Origin of the sequence: Gemmiger sp. (genome assembly GCF_036306485.1) — a bacterium.
Classification (GTDB): domain Bacteria; phylum Bacillota; class Clostridia; order Oscillospirales; family Ruminococcaceae; genus Gemmiger.
In genome coordinates this window covers 135,372-153,345 of sequence record NZ_JAXJZK010000044.1, presented here as the reverse complement: position 1 = coordinate 153,345, position 17,974 = coordinate 135,372, and the positions used below count along the sequence as shown (strand labels likewise).

General features: G+C 60.1%; 17 protein-coding genes, 1 tRNA gene and 1 pseudogene. 10 read left to right on the top strand and 9 right to left on the bottom strand.

All coding sequences use genetic code 11. The annotated features are described in order from the left end of the window. From U0L91_RS09675 to U0L91_RS09655, 5 genes and pseudogenes are all read left to right on the top strand, one after another. Positions 1 to 198 (top strand): annotated as a pseudogene (locus U0L91_RS09675) (hypothetical protein); the annotation flags it as partial. A gap of 191 nt (positions 199 to 389) precedes the next feature. Further along, complete coding sequence (locus tag U0L91_RS09670) at positions 390 to 605, top strand: FeoA family protein (protein ID WP_330046472.1); 216 nt, start codon at positions 390 to 392, stop codon at positions 603 to 605. Positions 606 to 647: 42 nt separating this feature from the next. Then, on the top strand, positions 648 to 875 hold the full coding sequence (locus U0L91_RS09665; RefSeq protein WP_330046470.1) for a FeoA family protein: 228 nt from the start codon (positions 648 to 650) through the stop codon (positions 873 to 875). Positions 876 to 926: 51 nt separating this feature from the next. Beyond that, positions 927 to 3,089: a ferrous iron transport protein B gene (gene feoB, locus U0L91_RS09660; protein ID WP_330046468.1), complete on the top strand. Its 2,163-nt coding sequence runs from the start codon at positions 927 to 929 to the stop codon at positions 3,087 to 3,089. 20 nt (positions 3,090 to 3,109) lie between these two features. Then, positions 3,110 to 3,328, top strand: coding sequence for a FeoB-associated Cys-rich membrane protein (locus U0L91_RS09655; RefSeq protein WP_330046467.1), 219 nt, complete (start codon positions 3,110 to 3,112; stop codon positions 3,326 to 3,328). A gap of 126 nt (positions 3,329 to 3,454) precedes the next feature. On the opposite strand, the gene U0L91_RS09650 is transcribed toward U0L91_RS09655, so the two are convergent. The 4 genes from U0L91_RS09650 to U0L91_RS09635 all read right to left on the bottom strand — a co-directional run bounded on the left by U0L91_RS09650 (position 3,455) and on the right by U0L91_RS09635 (position 5,448). Beyond that, a tRNA-Gly gene (locus U0L91_RS09650) sits at positions 3,455 to 3,529 on the bottom strand. Between the two features lie 67 nt (positions 3,530 to 3,596). Then, complete coding sequence (locus U0L91_RS09645) at positions 3,597 to 4,214, bottom strand: ABC-2 transporter permease (RefSeq protein WP_330046465.1); 618 nt, start codon at positions 4,212 to 4,214, stop codon at positions 3,597 to 3,599. Beyond that, a complete protein-coding gene (locus U0L91_RS09640; protein ID WP_330046463.1) occupies positions 4,211 to 5,074 on the bottom strand; it encodes an ABC transporter ATP-binding protein in 864 nt (287 codons plus the stop codon). The genes U0L91_RS09645 and U0L91_RS09640 overlap by 4 nt, the downstream gene beginning before the upstream one ends. Positions 5,075 to 5,076: 2 nt before the next feature. After that, positions 5,077 to 5,448 (bottom strand): GntR family transcriptional regulator, encoded by a 372-nt coding sequence (locus U0L91_RS09635; RefSeq protein ID WP_330046461.1) that lies wholly within the window; start codon positions 5,446 to 5,448, stop codon positions 5,077 to 5,079. A gap of 201 nt (positions 5,449 to 5,649) precedes the next feature. Here U0L91_RS09635 and U0L91_RS09630 point away from each other — a divergent pair, with 201 nt between their 5' ends. Next, the gene (locus U0L91_RS09630) at positions 5,650 to 6,645 is read left to right on the top strand and encodes an asparaginase (protein WP_330046459.1); all 996 of its coding nucleotides are present in this window, start codon (positions 5,650 to 5,652) and stop codon (positions 6,643 to 6,645) included. Positions 6,646 to 6,691: 46 nt separating this feature from the next. On the opposite strand, the gene U0L91_RS09625 is transcribed toward U0L91_RS09630, so the two are convergent. The 3 genes from U0L91_RS09625 to U0L91_RS09615 all read right to left on the bottom strand — a co-directional run bounded on the left by U0L91_RS09625 (position 6,692) and on the right by U0L91_RS09615 (position 9,917). After that, on the bottom strand, positions 6,692 to 8,059 hold the full coding sequence (locus U0L91_RS09625; protein ID WP_330046457.1) for an MATE family efflux transporter: 1,368 nt from the start codon (positions 8,057 to 8,059) through the stop codon (positions 6,692 to 6,694). 101 nt (positions 8,060 to 8,160) lie between these two features. Continuing rightward, entirely contained in the window at positions 8,161 to 8,625 is a 465-nt protein-coding gene (locus U0L91_RS09620; RefSeq protein ID WP_330046455.1) for a methylated-DNA--[protein]-cysteine S-methyltransferase, read from the bottom strand. A gap of 74 nt (positions 8,626 to 8,699) precedes the next feature. Continuing rightward, complete coding sequence (locus tag U0L91_RS09615) at positions 8,700 to 9,917, bottom strand: iron-containing alcohol dehydrogenase (protein WP_330046453.1); 1,218 nt, start codon at positions 9,915 to 9,917, stop codon at positions 8,700 to 8,702. A 252-nt stretch (positions 9,918 to 10,169) separates the two neighbouring features. Between U0L91_RS09615 and U0L91_RS09610 the strand changes: the two genes are divergently transcribed. Next, on the top strand, positions 10,170 to 11,621 hold the full coding sequence (locus tag U0L91_RS09610) for a peptidoglycan D,D-transpeptidase FtsI family protein (protein ID WP_330046451.1): 1,452 nt from the start codon (positions 10,170 to 10,172) through the stop codon (positions 11,619 to 11,621). On the opposite strand, the gene U0L91_RS09605 is transcribed toward U0L91_RS09610, so the two are convergent. Continuing rightward, positions 11,518 to 12,177 (bottom strand): NAD(P)H-hydrate epimerase, encoded by a 660-nt coding sequence (locus tag U0L91_RS09605; RefSeq protein ID WP_330046449.1) that lies wholly within the window; start codon positions 12,175 to 12,177, stop codon positions 11,518 to 11,520. The genes U0L91_RS09610 and U0L91_RS09605 overlap by 104 nt on opposite strands. Positions 12,178 to 12,456: 279 nt before the next feature. Here U0L91_RS09605 and U0L91_RS09600 point away from each other — a divergent pair, with 279 nt between their 5' ends. Both U0L91_RS09600 and U0L91_RS09595 read left to right on the top strand, forming a co-directional pair. Further along, positions 12,457 to 13,998 carry a recombinase family protein gene (locus U0L91_RS09600; protein ID WP_330046447.1) on the top strand — a complete coding sequence of 514 codons (1,542 nt, stop codon included), beginning with the start codon at positions 12,457 to 12,459 and terminating at the stop codon, positions 13,996 to 13,998. Between the two features lie 271 nt (positions 13,999 to 14,269). Then, on the top strand, positions 14,270 to 16,294 hold the full coding sequence (locus U0L91_RS09595; protein ID WP_330046445.1) for a glycogen synthase: 2,025 nt from the start codon (positions 14,270 to 14,272) through the stop codon (positions 16,292 to 16,294). 64 nt (positions 16,295 to 16,358) lie between these two features. On the opposite strand, the gene U0L91_RS09590 is transcribed toward U0L91_RS09595, so the two are convergent. Then, entirely contained in the window at positions 16,359 to 17,066 is a 708-nt protein-coding gene (locus U0L91_RS09590) for a FadR/GntR family transcriptional regulator (RefSeq protein WP_330046443.1), read from the bottom strand. Positions 17,067 to 17,279: 213 nt separating this feature from the next. Between U0L91_RS09590 and hypB the strand changes: the two genes are divergently transcribed. Further along, entirely contained in the window at positions 17,280 to 17,954 is a 675-nt protein-coding gene (gene hypB / locus U0L91_RS09585) for a hydrogenase nickel incorporation protein HypB (protein ID WP_330046441.1), read from the top strand. Positions 17,955 to 17,974: the final 20 nt, after the last annotated feature.

Here is a 17,974-nt window from a genome sequence, read left to right as displayed (position 1 = left end):
TCGAAGGATGTCTATCAGGAATCCGACGGCGGCAAGTGGGTCCGCTATGATGCCAATGGCCAGATGGTCAAGGGCTGGCAGATCACCAAGGAAGGCCGCTGCTACTTCGATCCGATCAGCGGCGCCATGGCCAAGGGTACCGTTGTGATCAACGGCGTTACCTACCACTTTGACGAGATCACCGGCTTCCAGAAATAACCACACCGGTTTGCCCAAAGAGGCATCCCCTGCACAGGGGATGCCTCTTTTTCTGTCTGCGTATCCGAACACAAAAAAAGTACAGTTTGTCCCGTTGACAAAACGAGTTAGAGATGCTAAACTACAAACTGTCAAAGTTAGTCGCAACTAATTCTTGCGAAAACCTATACCATACAGAAAAGGGGGAAGGCATGGTGCCTTTGAACATGATGGAACCCGGCAGAACCGTGCGGGTCTGCCGGATCACCGGCCGGGATGATGTGCGCCGGCATCTGGCCGAACTCGGGTTTGCCGCCGATGCCGATGTGACCATCATCAGCCGCGTGGGCGGCGGCATGATCCTGCAGCTGCGGGATGGCCGGATCGCCCTGGATGAAAGAATGGCCGGACGCATCCTGGTGCGTTAAAATCCATGCAGCAGCGGAATATTCTGAAAGAGGAGGAAGACGATGAGAACCTTGAAACAGGCAAAAGTGGGCGAAACGGTGACGGTGGCACGGCTGCACGGGGAAGGACCGGTGCGGCGCCGGATCATGGATATGGGACTGACCCGCGGTGTGCAGGTCACGCTGCGCAAGGTAGCACCCTTGGGCGATCCGATGGAACTCACGGTGCGCGGCTATGAGTTGAGCATCCGCAAGGCTGACGCTGCCATGATCGAGCTGCAGGAGGCCTGATTTTTTGTCCAGAAAGTTAGTTAAAACAAACTAAAAGAAAAGGGGTACGCCATGGAATTCAAGATCGCACTGGCCGGCAATCCCAACAGCGGCAAGACAACGCTGTTCAATGATCTGACCGGCTCCAATCAGTATGTGGGCAACTGGCCCGGCGTCACGGTGGAGAAAAAAGAAGGCCGGCTGAAAGGTCATAAGGATGTCCTTCTGCAGGACCTGCCGGGCATTTATTCGCTCTCCCCCTACACGCTGGAGGAGGTTGTCGCCCGCAGCTACCTGGTCCAGGAACAGCCGGACGCCATCCTGAACATTGTGGACGGCACCAACATGGAGCGGAATCTCTATCTGACCACCCAGCTGCTCGAACTGGGCATCCCGATGGTGATTGCCGTCAACATGATGGATCTTGTGCGCCGGCGGGGGGACCGGATCCATCTCAAAGCGCTGTCCGATGCGCTGGGATGTGAGGTCCTGGAAATCAGCGCCCTGAAAGGGGAGGGGAGCCGCGATGCGGCGCAGGCGGCTGTCCGCGCTGCTTCCCGCCGGGAAATCCGGAACCGCCCGTCGGTTTTTACCGGCCACGTCGAAGAAACCCTGCTGGACATTGAGGGGATGCTCGGCGATGCGGTAGAGGAGCGGTTCCGCCGCTGGTACGCCGTCAAACTGTTTGAGCGTGATGAGAAAATCCGGGCCGGACTCCGGCTGGATGACCGGACCGCCGGACAGATCGAACAGCGCATTGCGGCCTGTGAGGAGGCCTTGCAGGATGACGCCGAAAGCCTCATCACCGACCAGCGCTACACCTTCATCGGTCGCGTTGTCAACTCGGCGGTCAGCCGGACTTCCCGCAAGGGGACACGGACTGTTTCGGACCGGATTGACCGCATTGTCACCAACCGGGTTCTGGCGCTGCCGATTTTTGCCGCCGTCATGTGGGCGGTCTACTCCGTCTCGATGGGAGCATTCGGCTCCTTCCTCACCGACTGGACCAATGACGTTCTGGTCGGGCAGATCGTCCAGGGCAATCTCTCCGTCCTGATGAAAACGGCCGGTTGTGCCGACTGGCTGACCGGCCTTGTGGTAGAGGGAATCGTCGGCGGTGTCGGCGCGGTGATCGGCTTTGTCCCGCAGATGCTGGTTCTTTTCCTGATGCTCTCGGTGCTCGAGGATGTGGGATATATGGCCCGGGTGGCCTTCATCATGGACCGGATCTTCCGCCGGTTCGGGTTGTCCGGCAAAAGCTTTATTCCGATGCTCATCGCGTCGGGCTGCGGCGTGCCGGGCATCATGGCCTCCCGGACCATTGAGAATGAACGTGACCGCCGCATGACCATCATGACCACCACCTTCATTCCCTGCGGCGCCAAAATGCCCATCATCGGCCTGATCGCCGGCGCCCTGTTCGGAGGGTCCGGCCTGGTGGCGACCTCGGCCTATTTTGTCGGCGTGGCGGCCATCGTCATCTCGGGCATTGTGCTGAAAAAGACCCGGCCGTTTGCCGGCGAACCGGCTCCCTTCGTCATGGAACTACCGTCCTATCATGTGCCTGCCTGGGGCAACGTGCTGCGCGCGACCTGGGAACGCGGCTGGTCCTTCATCAAGCGGGCGGGCACCGTCATCGTGGTTTCCAGCATCATTCTGTGGTTCCTGCAGGCATTCGGGATCGAGAATGGCAGCTGGGGCATGGTGGAGGATCAGGACCATTCGCTGCTGGCCGGCATCGGATCGGTGGTCTGTGTCCTCTTTGCGCCGCTTGGCTTCGGCAACTGGAAAGCCGCCGTGGCGACCGTCACCGGTCTCATTGCCAAGGAGAACGTCGTCTCCACCTTCGGTGTTCTCTATCATTACTCAGGAGAACTGGCGGAAAACGGCGACGAAATCTGGGGCCTCGTGGCGGCCGATTACACGCAGCTCTCGGCGTATTCCTTCATGCTGTTCAACCTGCTCTGCGCTCCCTGCTTTGCTGCGATGGGTGCCATCCGGCGTGAAATGAACAGTCCCCGCTGGACAGCCGCAGCCATCGGTTATATGTGCGGCTTTGCCTACCTGATTGCCCTCATGGTCTACCAGCTCGGCGGCCTGCTGCTCGGAGAGGTTGCCTTCGGAGCCGGCACGCTGGCCGGTGCGGCTGCCCTGGTGCTGCTTGTCTGGCTGCTGTTCCGCAAACCTGTTCCGTCGGCCATCCCGACCACAACCCCCGGGACGGCTGCGGCCTGATCTGAGAAAGGAGACTTCCCATGTTTGCTGCCATCCTGGAACTTGTCCGTGCCAACCTCGCAACGGGGATCGGAACGGCCCTTGTCATTCTGCTGTTTGCGGCAGCCTGTCTGTCCATCCGCCGGGAGAAAAAGGCGGGAAAGCATTCCTGCTCCTGCGGAGGCGGGTGCAGCGGCTGCCCCAATCATTGCCTGTGCCATGCCCAAACGCAGCAAAAACAGGCAGAGCCCCGGACCTGACCGGAAATCCTTCGAATCATTTTTTCGTCTGACCGGGACTCAAAAAAAGCAGGCGGTGCCTTCTGGCACCGCCTGCTTTTGACAGGATAAAAAGAACGCCGGGAAGATTCTTCCCGGCGTTTGCACTGGAGCAGGTGAAGGGAGTCGAACCCTCGTCCTCAGCTTGGAAGGCTGATGTACTAGCCGTTGTACGACACCTGCACGGTGATATTTATTATACCCGTGCAGGTGCGGTTTGTCAAGGGATTCTCTCCGGCAGCGGCTCGGATCAGTACTCTTTTTTGGCGTAGATCACAGTGCTTACCCGCCAGCTGATCAGGTAGGCCAGTGCGCCGACAGCCAGCATCACGGCGGAAAGCAGCACAGGGGAGAAGGTCATCTGCGGGAGAACATGCATACTCTGACGAAAGGGAACCAAAAGGCAGCCGAGACAAACAGCCGCAAGCAGGACGGCGGTGCGGCCCTTGACACTCCCGTACCGGATGGAAAGCGGAAGGCTGAAGGAATAGTAGAGCAGCGTGACCATTGTGAGCACCGCACAGGTGAGAAGAGATTCTTCCATCGGTGCATCGGCCGAGAGAATCCGGCTCAGCGCAAGACAGATCACCGCGCAGGGCAGAAAGATGCAGAGCCCCAGCAGATACTTGGCCCCGATGACCTCCTCCGGCGAGACCGGCATGGTGCGCACATAACAATCCCATTTGCACTGCTCGTCAAAGCTCAGCGTCGAGATCACATACAGCCCGACCGCGAACATCAGGATGTACAGCGTATAGGGAATGTCGGACGTGGCGGCCAGTAGCGCATACACGAACAGCAGAAGAACGGCGTTTTTCTTGTAGGAAGTCAGAAGAATCCGGAAATCCTTGTACAACAGACCTTTCATTGTGCATCCCTCCCGCTTGTAAAGCGCATGATGTCATCAATCCCGGCGGGATCGCTGACCGCATCGGGCAGCGCATGCCGCACATCCTCCCAGCCTTTGACCAGTGTCTCGCAGCCGAACCTGGTGCGGCGGGTGAAGATCCGGCATTCGGCCGGAATTTTGTCCAGATCGGCGGCGCTGCACCGGATCAGCCGGTATTCCTGCAACAGGCTGTCCTTGTTCTCGTGGAACAGGAGCTTGCCGCGGTGCAGATAAGCGATGGAGTCGGCAATCTGCTCCAGATCACTTGTGATGTGACTGCTGATCAAAACGCTGTGCGCTTCATCCTGGATGAAGTCCAGAAACAGATCCAGCATCTCGCTGCGCACCACCGGGTCCAGCCCGCTGGTGGCTTCGTCCAGAATCAGCAGTTTGGGCCGGTGCCCGAACGCCGCAGCCAGGTTCAGCTTCATCCGCATCCCGCGGCTGAATTCCCGCAGCATTTTGTCCGGCGGCAGGGCAAAGCGCTTCAGCATCGAGGCATAGAAATCGGCGTCCCAGTCCCGGCCGTAGATGCCCGCCAGACTGCGTCCGATCTGGTTCGGCGTGAGTGCTTCGCAGAAAAACGCCTCCTCAAATACCACGCCGACCTCGTGACGCGCGGCAGCGTCGGTGGGATCACCCCCGAACAGCCGCACTTCGCCGGCTGTGGGGCGGTTTACCCCGGTCATCAGCTTCAGGGTGGTGGTCTTGCCGGCGCCGTTCTCTCCGACCAGGCCGACAATGGTCCCCGACTGGATTTTCAGGTCCAACGGACCCAGCGTAAAATCGTGAAACTCTTTGATAACGCCGTGCAGTTCGGCGGCATACCGTTCCGACATCGTTATTCCTCCCATAGCAGGTTCAGTGTCTGCAGAACCTCCTCCCGGGTGATGCCGCCGCGCCGTGCCGCGTCAATCGCTCCGGTCAGACATTCCTCCACTTGTTTCAGGCTTTCTTCCCGGACCAGCGATGGATTCTGCGGTGCCACAAAGCTGCCGCGCCCCGGCTGCGTCAGGATATACCCCGCAGCTTCCAGGTCATCGTAGGCCCGTTTGGTGGTGATGACGCTGATGCGCAGCTCCTTGGCCAACAGCCGGATGCTGGGCAGGGCATCGCCTTCTTTCAATTCACCGGACAATATCTTGTTCTGGATCTGCCGCGTGATCTGCGCGTAGATCGGTTCCTGCCCGGCATTGGAGATGTACAGCTCCATGCCGTGTTCCTCCTTAAAGATGTAAACTGTTTATATCTTATATGAACAGTATATACACTATATACACAGTTGTCAATCCCCCCCGGCTCTCTTTTTTTGCGGCTGCCAGCGCGGGCCGGGCATTGTCACTACCCCGGTACAATGCTATAATAAGGGCAAACCACCGGCGGCATGCCGGGACAACATAAAAGAGAGGATCGCATGAAACATATCTTGCTTCTGGCCACCGGCGGGACGATCGCTTCCCGGCCGACGGCGGCGGGCGGGCTGGCCCCGGCCATCACTTCGCAGGAACTGCTGTCGTTCCTGCCCGAAGCTGCGGACTTCTGCCATGTGGAGGCCGTGCAGCTCTACAATCTGGATTCGACGAGCATCGGACCCGAACAATGGCAGGGGATTGAGGCGGCCATCCGGAAAAACTATGACCGGTATGACGGCTTTGTCATCACCCACGGCACCGATACGATGGCCTATACGGCGGCAGCGCTGAGTTATATGATCCAGCAGAGCCCCAAACCGGTGGTGCTCACCGGCAGCCAGAAATCCATCTATAACCGGGACACCGATGCCCGCAACAACCTCGCCCGTGCATTGCTGTACGCCTGCCATGATGAGGCGTGGGGCGTCCAGATCGTCTTTGACAACAAGGTGATTCTCGGAACCCGTGCCCGCAAGACCCGGACCAAGAGTTTCAATGCCTTTTCCAGCATTGACTATCCCGAAACAGCGATTTTTAGGGACAAGCGTCTCATTCCCTTCCTGCCCAACCCCGACCCCGATGCCCGGGTCCGGTTCTATGACCGGCTGGACCCCTCGGTCTTTGTGCTGCGTCTGGTTCCCGGGATGCAGGCGGACTGCATTCCGCTGCTGGCCGGCCATTACCATGCCCTGGTGCTGGAAAGCTTCGGCGTGGGCGGACTGCCCGGCGGGGACAACGGCCCGATGTTTGCCGCGGTCCGCGACTGGTGCGCCGCAGGGGGACTGGCGGTCTTTACGACCCAGGTCCCGCACGAAGGCAGCGACCTGGCTGTGTACGAGGTGGGCCGCGCCGCCAAGGCCCTGCCCGGTGTGGTCGAGGCCCGGGACATGACGCCCGAGGCCGTGGTGGCCAAACTGATGTGGGCGCTGGGACAGTCCTCCTCCCGCGATGAGACCGAGCGGCTTTTCCTGACCCCGATCCAGCGGGATATCCTGTAATACAAAAAACCGGCAGGCCCTGGGGCCTGCCGGTTTTTTCTTATGATCAGATGACCTTGTGGTTCATCCATTTGCCGCTGACGAAGCGCAGAAGGAAGAAGCAGCTCCGGCAGATCCAGTCGATGAACATACCGAACCAGACGCCGGTCAGCCCCATGTGGAGCTTGAGAACAAAGAAGTAGCTCAGAATCACGCGGAACAGCCACATGCTGAAGATGCTCACCGTCATGGTGAATTTGGCATCGCCGCCGCTGCGCAGGGCATTGGGGAGCGTGAAGCTGGTCGCCCAGAAAAAGACACTGAAGATGGCGAACCAGTGCACCACCGTGACGCACATGCTGGTGGCTTCCGCCGAGAGATGGAACAAAGTGGAAATCCAGGGGATCAGCACGAACAGCGCTGCATTGGTGATGAACAGACCGACCACGGCGATGCCCAGCAGAAGCAGTGCATAGCGTTTGGCCTGGCGTTTGTCGCCGGCGCCCAGACACCGCCCGACCACCGGGATCATGGCCAGACTCATCGTGTTGCCGGGAATGTTGGCCATGCTGCTCACGCTGTTGGAGACGGCGTTGGCCGCAATGGCGGCGGTGCCGAGGGTGGAGGTCAGACTGCTGACGCAGAGCTTGCCGATCTGGAACATGCCGTTTTCCAGTCCGGAAGGAATACCGATGGCAAGGATGCGCCGGATCAGCGTGCCGTCCGGTTTGAGGTCGGACCACTGGGAGATGCGCAGCGGGTTTTCCAGCTGCTGTTGCTGCCAGAATACCCAGACCGCCGCAAAGATCCGCCCGATCAGGGTGGCCAGCGCAGCGCCGAGAACACCGAGATTGAACCCGTAGATCAGCAGGGCGTTGCCGCAGATGTTGATGATGTTCATGACCAGGCTGGCCAGCATCGAGATGCGGCTGTTGCCCTGGGCACGGAACAGGGCGGCACCGGCATTGTAGAAGCCGATGAAGGGGTAGGAGGCTGCACTGATCAGAAAGTAAATCTGGGCAAAGGTCATCACGTCGTCGTCAATCCGGCCAAAGACCAGCCGAAGAATCAGCCGGCTGAACACCATCACGATAATCATGACCGAGATCGTGCTTACCCCCAGGACGGTGTACAGCTGTGCCGCACTGCGCTGGGCACTGTCGGCGTCGCGGCGTCCCAGATACTGGCTACTGATGACCGCGCCGCCGGTGGCCAGCGCCGACAGAATCTGAATGATCAGAATGTTCAGACTGTCCACCAGACTGACGCTGGAGACGGCGGCCTCACCGACCCCCGACACCATCAGGGTATCGGCCATGCCCATCGTCACCGACAAAAACTGCTCCAGCAAGAGCGGCAGAATCAGCGCAACCAGGGCATGCCTTGAGAACATAGGCTCAGCGGCGGGGGCACGCTGTGCTTGTGCATTGCTCATTCCTTCAAACACCTCACTTATGTTTTCCCACAGGTATTATAAGCCCGGCGAATGGAAGAAGTCAATATTTGTACGAAATGAAGAGATATTGCGGTATCAAGTCAGCAATTCTGGTTCGATTCCAGGGCCAACAAACATTTCTTGACGTCGAGCCCGGCACGGAACCCACCCAGTGATCCATCCGAACGGATCACCCGGTGGCAGGGCACAAAGATCAGCAGCGGATTGCGCCCGATGGCGGACCCCGCCGCACGGCAGGCACCGGGATGCCCGGCCATGGCCGCCAGTTCGGCATAGCTGCGGGTCTCGCCGTAGGGAATCCGGCACAGGGCCTGCCAGATACGGTGCTCAAACGGTGTGCCGGCCGGATGCAGCGGAATCGAAAAGCAGCGGCGTGTGCCGGCAAAATACTCGTCCAGTTCCCGGGCGGCCTGCTCCAGCAGGGCGCAGGGCAGGGCATCCGGCACCGGTCCGGAACCGGTGCACAGATCCGCGCCGCACAGCCCGGCCTCATCGGCGCGCAGGACCATCCTGCCGATGGGGGTCAGATGATACAGTTCGGTCATGGCAGAACCTCTCTTGCAGCAAAAGCGCCCGGCTCACGCAGAGCCGGGCGCGGACATTCGGGGAAACGGAAGGATCAGAAATCCACCTCGGTGTCATAGTAGCAGCACTTGAGCAGCTTTTCCATCTCTTCCTGGCTGGGCTGACGCGGGTTGGAGCCAGTGCAGGCGTCGCCGATGGCGTTCTTGGCAATCTCGGGCAGACGTGCCAGGAAGACATCCTCCGGCACAAATCCCTTTTCGCAGGGATAGCTGTCCGGGCCATAGTGGGCGATGCAGTGCGGGATGTTCAGCGCATCGTTCATGCCGCGCAGATACTCGATGAGCAGCTTGACCTTCTCATCGTCGTTGGCGCCGCCGAGCTTCATCTCATCGGCAATGACGCCGTAGCGGGCTTTGGCGGTCGGGTCCTTGGCATTGAAGGCGATGACCTTGGGCAGATACATTGCGTTAGCGGCACCGTGGATGATATGGGCGCCGTAATCCGCAAAGGCCGCACCGGTCTTGTGAGCCATCGAGTGGACAATGCCCAGCAGCGCGTTGGAGAACGCCATACCGGCCAGACACTGTGCATTGTGCATGGCATCGCGTTTTTCCATGTCGCCGTTGTAGCTGTCCACCAGATCGTTCTCGATCATGCGGATGGCAAAGATCGCCAGAGGATCGGTGTAATCGCAGTGCGCCGTCGAGACATACGCTTCAATGGCGTGGGTCATTGCGTCCATACCAGTGTGGGCCACGAGCTTCTTGGGCATGGTCTCGGCCAGTTCGGGATCGACGATCGCGACATCCGGCGTGATTTCAAAGTCGGCGATGGGGTACTTGATGCCCTTCTGGTAATCGGTGATGATGGAGAAGGCCGTCACCTCGGTAGCGGTGCCGGACGTGGACGAGATCGCGCAGAAGCGGGCCTTGCGGCGCAGCGGCGGGATGCCGAACACCTTGCACATCTCCTCAAAGGTGATGTCGGGATACTCATACTTGATCCACATGGCCTTGGCCGCGTCAATGGGAGAACCGCCGCCCATGGCGATGATCCAGTCGGGCTGGAATTTTTCCATCGCAGCGGCGCCCTTCATCACGGTTTCGATGGACGGATCGGGCTCAATGCCTTCAAACAGTTCCACTTCCATGCCGGCTTCCTTCAGATAGGAAACGGCGCGGTCCAGAAATCCGAACCGCTTCATCGAGCCGCCGCCGACACAGACGATCGCGCGCTTGCCGGTGAAGCTCTTCAGTGCTTCGAGGGCGCCCTTGCCGTGATACAGATCGCGGGGGAGAGTGAATCGTGCCATAGGAATTACCTCCAGTACAGTAGGATGGATTGTCACAGAATACGATATTGACAAATAAATGTCAAACTTACTTCCTTATTAGTATATAGACAATCCCGAGGACCGTCAAGGGAAGAAATACCTAAAAAATCCCATTGGAATTCGGCGAAACGCCGGGATGTAGAAAATCCGGACTGAAGATGGTACACAATGCCGGAAAATCTTCATCACCGCGGGTGGGTCCGCATACCCTGCGGATATGGGGGGATGGTTATGCACAAACCTGAACGGGAAACCAAACGGTATCTGAGCCCTGCGCAGGACCGGCATATCCGCCGGCGCATCCGGGTACTGGCAGGGTGCGCGGCGGTGGTCTGTTTCGGCGGTCTGCTGGTGCGCTTGTTCTGTCTTCAGATTCTGGACACCGGCGGCTACGCGGACCGGGCCGCGGCCCAGCAGCTGCGCGACACGGTGCTGCCCGCCGCCCGCGGGGAAATCTATTCGGCGGACGGCGCCACCCTGGCATCCAGCGAAACCTGCTGGACAGTCCGCGCCTCCCCGCGGGAACTGGCCGATGAGCTGGTGGAGCCTGCGGCCCGGGCGCTGAGCGAGATCCTGGAACTTGACGAGGCACAGACCCTCGAAAAACTCTCCCAGCGCAAAAGCAATGACTGCCTGCTGCGCCGCCGGGTAGACCGTGAGATGGCGGAGCAGGTCCGCACCTGGTGCGCCGAAAACGGTGCCGAGGGAATCTATCTTCTGCAGGACACCCGGCGGGTCTATCCGCAGGGGGATTTCATGGGCTGTCTGCTCGGATTCACCGATGTGGACAATCGCGGGCTGTGGGGGCTGGAACTGGAATACGACGAGCAGCTCACCGGCAGCAACGGGGTGGTGCTCACGGCCAAGAACGCCTGGGGCTACGACATGCCGGAAGGGTACAGCACCCTCGTCGATGCCGTGCCGGGATGCAGCCTGACGCTGACAATCCGGGCGGACATCCAGCAGTATCTGGAAAGCGCTCTTCAGGCGGCGGTGGAGGAACATCATGTGGCGTCCCGGGCGGTGGGCATCGTGATGGATGTCAACACCGGGGCGGTGCTGGCAATGTCCACCAAACCCGACTATGATCCCAACGATCCCCGCACCATCGTGGACGAAACGCTCCGTGCCGAAGTCAATGCCCTCAGCGGGGAGGAGCGCAGCGCCGCCCTGCAGCAGGCCCAGCAGGCGCAGTGGCGCAACAAGGCCATCAGCGATCTGTATGAGCCCGGCAGTGTTTTCAAGCTCATCACCTGTTCGGCGGCGCTGGATGCCGGTGTCGTCACCAAGGACACCCGCTTTGTCTGCGCGGGCAAAATCCGGGTGTCTGGCACAACCTTCCGGTGTGCAAACGGCCATATCCACGGCAATGAAACATTGGCCCAGGGCCTGGCGGTCAGCTGCAATCCCTGCTTCATCCAGGTCGGGGCACGCCTGGGCAAGGAGGCTTTCTGCCGCTACTTTGAGGCCTTCGGGCTGTGCGGGGCAACGGGCATCGACCTGCCCGGCGAGATCAAGCGCAGCGAATATTATACCGCCGACCGGATGGGTCCGGTACCACGGTCTGGACCATACGGGGTCACCCGTTCAGCAGATCCTGCGGGATGCCGATGTCACAGACGCGCAGACTGCCCGCACATTGCCGACCCGCACCAGTCAGCAGGCCGGGCTTGGCACAGCTGAAGGTGACGGTCTCGTCCGCCTGCACGGCGATGCCCAGCACCTCGCCGGTGTTGCCCTCAATGCCGGAAGGAATGTCGCAGGCCACCACGGGAACGCCGTCTTGGTGTGCCTCATTGATGGCGGCAATGGCTCTGGCAAACATCCCGCCCACGGGACGGTCCAGTCCGACGCCGAACAGCGCATCCACCAGACATCCGGCCTCCCGGGATACCGGATCGCCCTGGTAGGGTTCCACCGCACCGCCCATCGACAGAAACCGGTCCCGTTCGGCCCGGGCGTCGTCGGTCATCTTTTCGGCCTTGCCGACAAAACAGACCGTCGCACCGATGCCTTTTTCCAGCAGCTGCCAGGCGCAGGCGAACCCGTCGCCGCCGTTGTTGCCGGGACCGCAGAAAATCAGCACGTTTCCCTGCCGCCCGGTTTGGGCCAGCCGGGCCTGAACGGCGGCCGTGACATGCCCGGCGGCGGTCTCCATCAGACGCAGGGAGGGAATTCCCCGCTGCTGAATTGCAATGCGGTCCATCTCTTTCATCTCGGCTGTGGTTTTGCAGATCATGGAAAAGCCTCCTTATGGCGGAATGAATCTCATACCTGTAGCATACCACAGTCCGGCCGCGCTGCAAAGCCGTCTGAGCTGCAAATTCCCCCGACTGGCGCATAGGATGGAAGGAACCCGGCACCTGCCGGACACTTTCTCGATCAAAGGAGGCATCGGGCATGGAACTTCTGCCTGTCACGATCCGGTTTGCCGAGGAGGAGAACGCCCCGACACTGGCCGACTGCCTGGAACGGCTGATCCGCTATCTCAACACCGAAACCGGGGAGGAACCCTGATATGACAACTGCCGACCTGACCGAGACCGCCATCTATCTGCGCCTGTCCTCCGCCGACGGCCCGGCGGCCGAGTCGGATTCCATCCAGAACCAGCGCTCTTTTCTGCGGGCCTGGGCGGCGCACCATCAGTTCCGGATCACCCGGGAATTTGTGGACGATGGCCATACCGGTACGGATTTTGACCGCCCGGGATTCCAGGAGCTCACCGCCTGCCTGATGGACGGCAGCGTGCGGTGCATCCTGGTCAAGGACCTCTCCCGCCTGGGACGCAACTACACCGAGACAGGCCGGTATCTGGAACAGATCTTCCCGCGGATGGGCGTGCGCTTCATCGCGGTGAATGACCAGTACGACTCCGCCCAGAACACCGACAGTGTCCGGCAGATGGCGGTTTTCAAGAATGTGTTTAATGACTTCTACGCCGCCGATGCCAGCTCCAAGGTCAGGACATCGCTGAATATCCTCAAACGGCAGGGCAAGTTCCTGGGCAGACAGGCGCCCTATGGCTATCGCATGGATCCCCGGGACCGGTACCGCCTGCTGCCCGATGAACGGACCGCCCCCACCGTCCGGCGGATCTATGCGCTGTTTCTGGGCGGGGCCAGCCGGACACAGATTGCCGGACTGCTCAACCGCGAAGGCGTTCCGTCCCCGGCGGTCAGCCAATACCGCAGCCATCAGAACCGGAAGTTCACCGGCCTCTGGAGTGCCGAGACCGTCCGCCGCATCCTGTCCCATCCGGTCTATCAGGGAGACATGGCGCAGCAGTTCACCCGGATGGTCAGCTATAAAGTCCATGAACGCCGCCGGGTGCCTCCCGAGGAATGGATCATCGTGCCGGGAACCCATCCGCCGCTCGTCAGCCGGGAAGCGTTTTCCCTGGCCCAGCAGATGCAGAAGGTCCGTACCTACCGGGCTTCGGACCATCCGCATCTCTTGACCGGCATTGCATACTGTGCCGACTGCGGAAGCCCGCTGTATGCCAAGAAGCGGGGCAGGTACTGGTATCTGAACTGCTACGGCTATTACCGGGACCCGGCTTTGCACCGCTGTACCTCCCACAGCGTGCGGGAGGATGCGGTGGTGCAGACCGTGCTGGAAACGTTGCGGACCCTCGCGCAGGGCAGGGTGGACCCCGCTGCCCTCGCACATCAGAAAGCAGATGTCGGGCCAAAGCAGTGGAATCCCAGAATCCGCAGACAGCAGCTCGAACAGCGGCTGGAGCAGACGCGCCGGACCAGGCTGACCGCCTACAAGGACAAGGCCGCCGGCAAACTCAGCGAAGAGGAATTTGCCTATATTTCCGACCAGCTCCACCGGGAGGAAGAGCAGACCCGGACGGAACTGCACCGGCTTGCGGCGGGAACATCCGGCAGCGACAGAGAACAGGAGCTGGCCGGCAAAATCCGGGATTTTCTGCGGTTTGAACACCTCGGAAAATCCCAGCTGCAGCAGTTGGTCCGCCGCGTCACCGTGGACGAGTGCAAGCACATCACGATTGAATTTGCCTTTTCCGACCCCGGCCGGGCCGACAAAATCTGACGGCGCTTTTGGCGGAAAGCTGTCGCCCGTCCCCCAAATTTGCCAAAAAAGTACCCCGAAACCCCGCCGAAGAGGGAAAATCATGCGCTGGTAATTGAAATTTGAACGAAAATATGCTAATCTTTCTTTATACGGTTGGAAAAATCGGAAGCATTGGCTGCTGATTTTCCTTGCCGATTGCCGTTCCGGGAAGGGCCTGCCGAGGGAACGCTTTGGGAGACTCATCGCCTTTGCGCATCGGCATACTACCAATTTGAAAGGAAGCGTTGTTGTGGCACAGAAAAAAGCGAAGTCTGCCAAGGCGCAGACGACCGAAGTGAAGGCAGCTCCGCCCGCTGCCAGAAAGGCAGAATCCGCCGCCGAGAAGGCTGCGCCCATTGCGAAGAAAGCAGAACCCGCCACCGAGAAGGCCGCGCCCGCTGCGAAGAAAGCGGAGCCCGCCGCCGAGAAGGCCGCGCCCGCTGCGAAGAAAGCGGAACCGGCCGCCGAAAAGGCTGCGCCCGCTGCGAAAAAAGCGGAATCCGCCGCCGAGAAGGCTGCGCCCGCTGCGAAGAAAGCGGAACCCGCCGCCGAGAAGGCCGCGCCCGCTGCGAAGAAAGCGGAGCCTGCCGCCGAAAAGTCGAAGCCCGCTGCCAAGAAGACGACGACCGCCAAGAAAGCAAAACCTGCGGCCAAAAAAGCCAAACCCGCCGCCAAGAAGGCGGTGCCCGCTCCCGAAGCGGAGCCGCCGAAGCCGGCGGCGCAGGAACCCGTCCCCGCAGCCGAGGAACCCAAACCGACTGCACAAGAACCGGTTGAGCCGGAGAAAGAAGCGACGACTATGGAACCGCAGTATGTTTCCCCCCGCAGAAGTATTGCTTTTATCGGGTCGGAATGTCATCCCTTTGTCAAGACCGGCGGTCTGGGCGACGTGATGTATGCCCTGCCCCGGGAACTGGTTTCCCAGAACTGTGATGTGCGTGTCATTCTGCCCCGGTACGCCTGCATCCCCCAGAAGTATCAGGACAAGATGGTCTACCGCGGCGAATTCTACATGGACCTCGGCAAGACCGGCCGGAACTACTATGTGGGCATTATGGAGTACATCTGTGACGGTGTGGTCTATGACTTCATCGACAACCAGGAGTTCTTCTCCTCCGGCAATCCCTACATCAGCCTGGTGGACGATATTCCCAAATACTGCTATTTCAGCAAGGCGGCCCTGGCTGCACTGAACTACATGAACTGGATTCCCGACATCATCCATTGCCATGACTGGCAGGCGGCGCTGGTGCCGGTGTATCTGCGCACGATGTTCCAGGATTCCCCGGTCGGCCATGCCAAGACGGTGCTGACCATCCACAACCTGCGCTTCCAGGGCATCTACAACATCCCCACGCTGAAATACTGGACGGGTCTGCCTGACGACGTGTTCAATATGGGCGCCATGAAACAGGGCTACGAGGATGCCAACATGCTCAAGGCCGGCCTGGCGTATGCGGACCGCATCACGACGGTCAGCCATACCTATGCCGAGGAAATCCAGACGCCCGAGTACGGCGAAAATCTGGAAGATCACCTGCGCTATCACAACTACAAGCTGCGCGGCATCGTCAACGGCATTGATTACGGAATGTGGAATCCTGCCACCGACCCTGCCCTGGCGGTCAACTACGACATCACGAATGTGCTGGATCACAAGTGGGAGAACAAGCTGGCCCTCCAGCAGGAGCTGGGCCTTGTGCAGGATCAGGGCAAGTTTGTCATCGGCCTGATTTCCCGTCTGACCAATCAGAAGGGCCTGGATCTCGTGAACGCCATCGTTCCCCAGATCATGGACGGCAACACCCAGGTCGTCGTGCTGGGCACCGGCGACCAGGTGTACGAGGATACCTTCCGCTACTACGAGAACGCCTATCGCGGCATGTTCAGCGCCTGCATCCAGTACGACGAAGCCCGGGCACACCGGATCTACGCCGGCGCCGACGCCCTGCTGGTTCCGTCCCGCTTTGAACCCTGCGGCCTGACCCAGCTCAATGCGATGCATTACGGTACGCTGCCGATCGTCCGGGAAACCGGCGGTCTGAAGGACACGGTGCAGCCCTACAACATCTTCAACGGCGACGGCAACGGCTTCACCTTTGACCGTTACGATGCGGGACTCCTGCTGGATGCGATCAACCGTGCCAAGACCGAGTATTTCGTCAACCGGTATCACTGGGATGAGGTTGTCCAGCGTGACATGGCCAAGGATGTCTCCTGGGAGAACTCCGCCCGCCAGTACAAGGATCTGTATCTGGAACTCACGCCGTGGTAATCTGAACCGGCCAACCATTCCATAAATAAAGCCCCCGGACCGATCGGTCCGGGGGTTTTGTCATTTATTCGCTGTAAATCTGCTGGCTGCCCGAGATGGCCTGCCCCAGATATTCATCAATCCACCGGGACGCACCCTCCTGGTCCCGGGCCCGCAGACAGTCATAGAGCTTTTCGGCGTTGCGGCAGAGCGCCCCGATGCCGTACAGCCGGCAGAACCGGGTCCACAGCGTGATGACCGGCGATTTGAAGGAATAGTAGATCAGCGGCAGGATGCTGTTGCCGCTCGCCACGGCCAGCTCATGCTGGAATGTCCAGGCCGCCTCAGCCGCCTGGGCGGGAAACTCGCACTCGGCGATGGCCGCCAGCAGGGTTCCCAGACGGTCCAGCGATTCGTCCGAAGCCCTGCGGATGGCATTGGACACCGCCAGATGTTCCAGCGCCATCCGCACTTCCAGGATGGAGCGCACTTCCTCTTTGCCCAGGATGCCGCCCTGATACTCCATGATGGCAACCAGCGTGCTCAGATTGCCGTGACGGCGGTAGTCGGCGACGACGGCGCCCTGGCGCGGCCGGACCTCCACAAAGCCCTCGTTGGCCAGCTCGGCCATGCCGCCGTTCACCACGGCCCGGCTCACCTGCATCTGACGGGCCAGCTCCCGCTCCGGGGGAAGCTGCGTGCCGACGGCCAGCTCCCCCGATAAGATCATGCCCCGCAGCTGCCGGATGAACAGATCCTTCAGACTGGGGGCCGACAGCTTTTCAAATTCCATGCCGGGCTCCTTTCCTTGTCGTGGCTATACCACATACCACATCGTGATTTTATCATACATTTCGACAAATAGAAAGCTTTTTTTTCATCTCTTCACTGAAATGCGCCGGCTTTGTTGACCGCAGCGTTTCCGAGTGTTAAACTATTCACAATAGATGGAAAATTCTGCCCACAGCCAGATCTGAGCGTGGCAGAACCAGAAAGGATGCTTGTTGTGGACAAGGTGAAAGTTCTCGAAATCAAACAGAGCGTATTTGCGTCGAATGACCGTCAGGCCGAAGAAATGCGCCGTCAGCTCAAAGAAAAAGGCGTGTTCCTGCTCAATCTGATGTCCTCGCCGGGGTCCGGCAAGACCACCACCCTGCGGCGCACCATCGAGGCACTGAAAGGGGAGATGCGCATCGGCGTGATGGAAGCCGACATTGATTCCGATGTGGATGCCCGGGCCATCGCGGAAACCGGCGCCAAGTCCATCCAGCTGCATACCGGCGGCATGTGCCACCTCGATGCCGATATGACCCGCCAGGGCCTGGAAGGCCTGGGCCTCGAGGACGTGGACCTGGCCATTCTGGAAAACGTGGGCAACCTGGTCTGCCCCGCAGAATTCGACACCGGCGCGGTGAAAAACGCCATGATCCTTTCGGTGCCGGAAGGCGATGACAAGCCGCTCAAATACCCGCTGATGTTCACCGTCTGCGATGTGGTGCTGGTGAACAAGATCGACGTGATGCCCTATTTTGACTTTGATATGGAAAAATGCCGCGAGAACATCCGCATGCGCAATCCCAACGCCAAAGTGATTCCCATCTGTGCCCGCACCGGCGAGGGTGTGGATGCGTGGGCCGACTGGCTGCGGACCGAGGTCGCGGCGTGGAAAAACAATCGGTAAGACATCCTGTGACGAGAAAG

Excerpts from the sequence above, each read along its gene's own strand:
- U0L91_RS09630 (WP_330046459.1), top strand. The coding sequence starts at position 5,650 with ATGAAACATATCTTGCTTCTGGCCACCGGCGGGACGATCGCTTCCCGG.
- U0L91_RS09615 (WP_330046453.1), bottom strand. The coding sequence starts at position 9,917 with ATGGCACGATTCACTCTCCCCCGCGATCTGTATCACGGCAAGGGCGCC.
- U0L91_RS09635 (WP_330046461.1), bottom strand. The coding sequence starts at position 5,448 with ATGGAGCTGTACATCTCCAATGCCGGGCAGGAACCGATCTACGCGCAG.
- U0L91_RS09665 (WP_330046470.1), top strand. The coding sequence starts at position 648 with ATGAGAACCTTGAAACAGGCAAAAGTGGGCGAAACGGTGACGGTGGCA.
- U0L91_RS09655 (WP_330046467.1), top strand. The coding sequence starts at position 3,110 with ATGTTTGCTGCCATCCTGGAACTTGTCCGTGCCAACCTCGCAACGGGG.
- U0L91_RS09645 (WP_330046465.1), bottom strand. The coding sequence starts at position 4,214 with ATGAAAGGTCTGTTGTACAAGGATTTCCGGATTCTTCTGACTTCCTAC.
- U0L91_RS09610 (WP_330046451.1), top strand. The coding sequence starts at position 10,170 with ATGCACAAACCTGAACGGGAAACCAAACGGTATCTGAGCCCTGCGCAG.
- U0L91_RS09600 (WP_330046447.1), top strand. The coding sequence starts at position 12,457 with ATGACAACTGCCGACCTGACCGAGACCGCCATCTATCTGCGCCTGTCC.
- U0L91_RS09625 (WP_330046457.1), bottom strand. The coding sequence starts at position 8,059 with ATGAGCAATGCACAAGCACAGCGTGCCCCCGCCGCTGAGCCTATGTTC.
- feoB (WP_330046468.1), top strand. The coding sequence starts at position 927 with ATGGAATTCAAGATCGCACTGGCCGGCAATCCCAACAGCGGCAAGACA.
- U0L91_RS09620 (WP_330046455.1), bottom strand. The coding sequence starts at position 8,625 with ATGACCGAACTGTATCATCTGACCCCCATCGGCAGGATGGTCCTGCGC.
- U0L91_RS09670 (WP_330046472.1), top strand. The coding sequence starts at position 390 with ATGGTGCCTTTGAACATGATGGAACCCGGCAGAACCGTGCGGGTCTGC.
- U0L91_RS09590 (WP_330046443.1), bottom strand. The coding sequence starts at position 17,066 with ATGGAATTTGAAAAGCTGTCGGCCCCCAGTCTGAAGGATCTGTTCATC.
- U0L91_RS09640 (WP_330046463.1), bottom strand. The coding sequence starts at position 5,074 with ATGTCGGAACGGTATGCCGCCGAACTGCACGGCGTTATCAAAGAGTTT.
- U0L91_RS09605 (WP_330046449.1), bottom strand. The coding sequence starts at position 12,177 with ATGATCTGCAAAACCACAGCCGAGATGAAAGAGATGGACCGCATTGCA.